General features: G+C 58.8%; 4 protein-coding genes. All 4 read right to left on the minus strand.

The window, feature by feature from the left end; genetic code table 11:
• Nucleotides 1–98: 98 nt before the first annotated feature.
• Entirely contained in the window at nucleotides 99–188 is a 90-nt protein-coding gene (spoVM, locus tag Q0K43_RS11750) for a stage V sporulation protein SpoVM (protein WP_366086337.1), read from the minus strand.
• Between the two features lie 227 nt (nucleotides 189–415).
• The gene (locus tag Q0K43_RS10550) at nucleotides 416–1,099 is read right to left on the minus strand and encodes a thiamine diphosphokinase (RefSeq protein ID WP_297290488.1); all 684 of its coding nucleotides are present in this window, start codon (nucleotides 1,097–1,099) and stop codon (nucleotides 416–418) included.
• Nucleotides 1,084–1,965, minus strand: coding sequence for a ribosome small subunit-dependent GTPase A (rsgA, locus tag Q0K43_RS10555; RefSeq protein WP_297290489.1), 882 nt, complete (start codon nucleotides 1,963–1,965; stop codon nucleotides 1,084–1,086). Before rsgA ends, Q0K43_RS10550 begins: the two co-directional genes overlap by 16 nt.
• Nucleotide 1,966: 1 nt before the next feature.
• On the minus strand, nucleotides 1,967–4,063 hold a 2,097-nt coding region (gene pknB / locus Q0K43_RS10560), incomplete at its 5' end, for a Stk1 family PASTA domain-containing Ser/Thr kinase (protein ID WP_297290490.1).

The following is a 4,063-nucleotide window of genomic DNA, read 5'->3' on the forward strand; positions in this document are numbered from 1 at the left end:
TCCAGTTCCATAGCGTTCCACTCCTTGTACGGGCCATTGCCCAGACTGATTGCTGCTAGGGCAATATATGTACAAGGAGCGGATTGTATGACCCGGTTTTAAGTTTCCGATCCGGTTTTTTTAATTCCAAATACCAGCCTCAGCAGGCTGCTGAGGGCTTTGGGGGACTTCACTACAACGATCTTCATAACCTTATGCCTCCCTGTCAAGCCAATATCGTTTGAGCCAGCCAAAGCCCCGGCGGCCCAGCCAGGCCCCGGCCACAAAGACCGCCAAAGTGCCTGGACGGAATAGCAGAACTGCGCCAGCACCACATAACGCCGCCGCAGCCAGAGCTTTCTTGCCCTCCAGCGTCAAAACAGCCGCCTCCCTTCACTGGTTCTGCCCCAGTATACGCGGAAAGCGGCTGTTGTGTTCACTTGAATGAAGATCTTTCTCCGAAACTGCCCTGGTTTTCCCGTTGACTGCGGATCAGCAGAACAGCGCCATCCTCAACGGTGATCTCCATCACCGGGGCAGAAGGCTCATTGCTGACAGTCAGGGTGTCCCCCCGGGTGATGACCGCTCCCTCCAGGGGGTACTTGACGCCCTGCAAGGTAACTCCCTTTACAAGTTTGTCCAAGGGGATGACGGACAAATAGTGGTAGTGGGGTACATCGGCCAGGGTGAGGGTGCCGTTTTCCAGAAAGCGCACCTCATTGTCGCGGTCGGCCATGACGGCATTCCCGCCCCGCCGGGCGATCCACTCCAGCAGCACCAGATTGGAGGCGGTGTGGTCCAGCCGCCCGCCAGTGCAGCCGCACAGCAGCAGCTCCCGGCACCCCTGCTCCAGGGCCCAGTGGGCCGCCGCCTGCAGGTCGGTAAAGTCCTTCTCCACCGGCAGGGTGGTGCAGGGCATGTCTCCGGCGGGACGTCCGCCGGAGTCCCAGTCCCCAATCAGGTAGTCCGGGCATAGCCCGGCGGCCAGGGCCGCGTTCAGCCCGCCGTCGGCACAGATCACCGTCCAGTCCTTCTCCCCCAGATAATCCTTCAGAAAAGCCAGGTCGGCGCAGGGGGCTGCGCCGACGATGAGGGCATATTGGCTTACTTTCTCTGCCATTCCGGCACTTCCTTTGCCTGCTCATACAACCGTACATAACTCTGGTGGCGGCTTGCCTGGATCTCGCCCGCCTTCACTGCCGCAAGAACTGCACAGCCTTTTTCCTTTACATGTGCGCACCCGGTAAACCGACACTGATCCAGATAAGGGGCAAATTCCCGGAAGGTGTATTGCAGCTCCTCCGGTGGCCGCAGCTCCATTTCTTCTGTATCAAAGGAGGAGAAGCCGGGGGTGTCGGCCACAATAGCCCCGTTGTCCAGCCGGAACAGCTCCACATGGCGGGTGGTGTGCCTGCCCCGGCCCAGCTTGTCGGACACCTCCCCCACCCGGATGTGAAAGCCGGGCTGGAGGGCATTGAGGATGGAGGACTTGCCCACGCCGGAATTTCCTGTAAAGGCAGAAACCTTTCCCGCTATTGCAGCAGAAAGGGCGTCCATCCCCTCCCCTGTCTCGGCGCTTACCCGCAGGGTGGTGAAGCCAGCCTTGGTGTAGGTTTCATACAGGCTGTCCGCCCCGTCCAGGTCGCACTTGTTGAGGACGATGATGCTCTCACAGTCCCGCCCTTCGGCGATGGACACCACCCGGTCAATGAGGAAGGGATCCGTGACCGGAATGGCCCCGGAGGCCACCACCACCAACTGGTCGATGTTGGCCACCGCAGGCCGCTGGAACTCATTTTTTCGGGGCAGAATGGCGTCCAGGATGCCGCTCTCCCCCTCCAGGCGGGTAAACTCCACCCGGTCCCCCACCAGAGGGCTCACCTTCTGGTGGCGGAATTTGCCGCGGCCCCGGCAGGCGGTAAGCCTGCCGGAGCCGTCGTCCACATAATAGAAGCCGCTGAGGGCCTTTAAAATGATCCCTTCCATATCAACCGAAGTTATAGGCCTTGGTGGAACTCAGCTCCCCGTCAAGGTAAACGCTCACCATTTGCTCTCCACTGCCCTTCAGGGTGACTACCACCAGTTGCTGAACGGTAGGCAGGGTGTCACGATACTGTTCCTGACCGTCCACAGTGACCACTACCAGCACACTCTCCCGGTCCTGAGGCAGGTTGACATTAATGGTAAGGGACTTGAGTTGGCCGCTGGGCGACTGGCTGGGTTGATCGGTAGGCGGAGTGGACTGCCCGGGAGACGGAGTAGGTTCGGTTGAGGGCTGGCTTGAGGGATCCGGGCCCTTGCTCACACGGAAGGAAATGGTTTGCCCCTTCTCAACCTTGGTGGTGGGATCAATGCTTTGCCAGCAAATTTTACCGGCCTCCACGCTGTCGTCATACACTTCTTCCATGGAGGTCACTGTCAGGCCCATCTTCTCGGCATCATCCTTGGCTTTCTGCGCATCCATATCAATGAAGGAGATCACCGTAACAGGTTCTTCGTCCGGGCCGGTACTTACCACCAGAATGATTTTGTCCACTCCTTCCAGACTGGTATGGGCGGAGGGTTCTGTCCGAATGATATATTCTTTCGTTACCTCTTCCGAGGTCTCTTCCTGAATTGTCAGATTTCCGCGCTCTTCGCTAAAGCCCAACTTATCCAACTCGCTTAATGCGATCTGTTTGTTTCGGTTCACAACATCCGGCATCACATTGTCCGGGTCGGTATCTGCACCGCTACCGTTGCTGATATCTACTGTTATAGTGGCACCAGCGGAAGCATTTCGACCACTTTCCGGATTTTGCGAGACAATCTGGCCGGACGGCAGGTTGCTGTCTACTGTGTTCCCTTCAACAATTTGGAAGCCGGCCTCCACCACGTCGGAGTGCTGTTTGGCCTCCTCCACGGTCATTCCAATGAGCTTGGGCACATTATACTGGGTGGAACTGCCGCCGCCCAGGCCATTGAAGAAGGAGAACCACAGGAACACACCCATGCCCACCAGGAACAGAGCCACCGCACCGATGGCAAGGAAGATAGGCAACCGGCTGCCGGCGCCCCGCACTTCCTCATAGTCCTCTTCATAGCGTGGTTGCCGTTTCCGGGCACGCGGATCCTCTTCACGCCGCGGCGATCTGGATCGCGTCCACTCATCTTCCTCGTAGCGGGGCGGATGGGCGGGCTGCGGACGCACATTGCTGGGCGTGTTGGCACCAATCACCTGGGTGGGTTCATCCCCCTCGGAGATCAGCAGATCTGCCGGCGTGTAGTCAAAGTTGATGGATGGATTTTTACGGAACTCCTCCAGGTCGGCCAGCATGGCATCGGCGGAGATATACCGCTGGTTCACGTCGGAGGCCATGGCTTTCATGGTGATAGCCTCCAGGGCCTCGGGGATCTCGGGATCGATCTCCCTGGGGGAAAGCGGAATGGAATTGATGTGCTGGATGGCCACCGCCACTGGGGAGTCCCCCTCGTAAGGCAGGCGGCCGGTGATCATCTCATAGAGTACCACGCCGGCGGAGTAGATATCACTCCTGGCGTCGATATGGCTGCCTCTGGCCTGTTCGGGAGAGATATAGTGGACGGAACCCAGGGCTTCCTGGGTCAGGGTGGCCTGAGCAGAGGAGGTAAGCCGGGCGATACCGAAGTCGGCCACTTTCAAGCTGCCGTCCCGCAGCACCATCACGTTGTGGGGTTTGATATCCCGGTGGATAATCCCCCGGCTATGGGCGTGGGACAGGGCCTTCATGATCTGAGTAATGAAATGGAGGGCCTCCCGCCAGGCCAGCTTGCCCCCCTTCTTCTGCATATACTGCTTCAGTGTGATGCCATCCAGTAGCTCCATGACGATATAGTCTAACTCCGGGGTGTGGGACACGTCGTATACCGCCATGATATTGGGGTGGGACAGCATGGCAACGGCCTGGGACTCGTCATGAAAGCGGCGTCGGAACTCTGCGTCCTTGGCCAGTTCCTCCTTCAGGATCTTGATGGCCACCAGTCGGTTCAGCCGGTGATCCCGGCCCTTGTACACCACGGCCATGCCGCCGATGCCGATGCGCTCCAGGATTTCATATCGGTTGTC

Source organism: uncultured Flavonifractor sp. (assembly GCF_944383115.1).
GTDB lineage: Bacteria > Bacillota > Clostridia > Oscillospirales > Oscillospiraceae > Flavonifractor.

Coding starts and splice junctions, on each gene's coding strand:
- spoVM (WP_366086337.1), bottom strand. CDS start 188: ATGAAGATCGTTGTAGTGAAGTCCCCCAAAGCCCTCAGCAGCCTGCTG.
- Q0K43_RS10550 (WP_297290488.1), bottom strand. CDS start 1,099: ATGGCAGAGAAAGTAAGCCAATATGCCCTCATCGTCGGCGCAGCCCCC.
- rsgA (WP_297290489.1), bottom strand. CDS start 1,965: ATGGAAGGGATCATTTTAAAGGCCCTCAGCGGCTTCTATTATGTGGAC.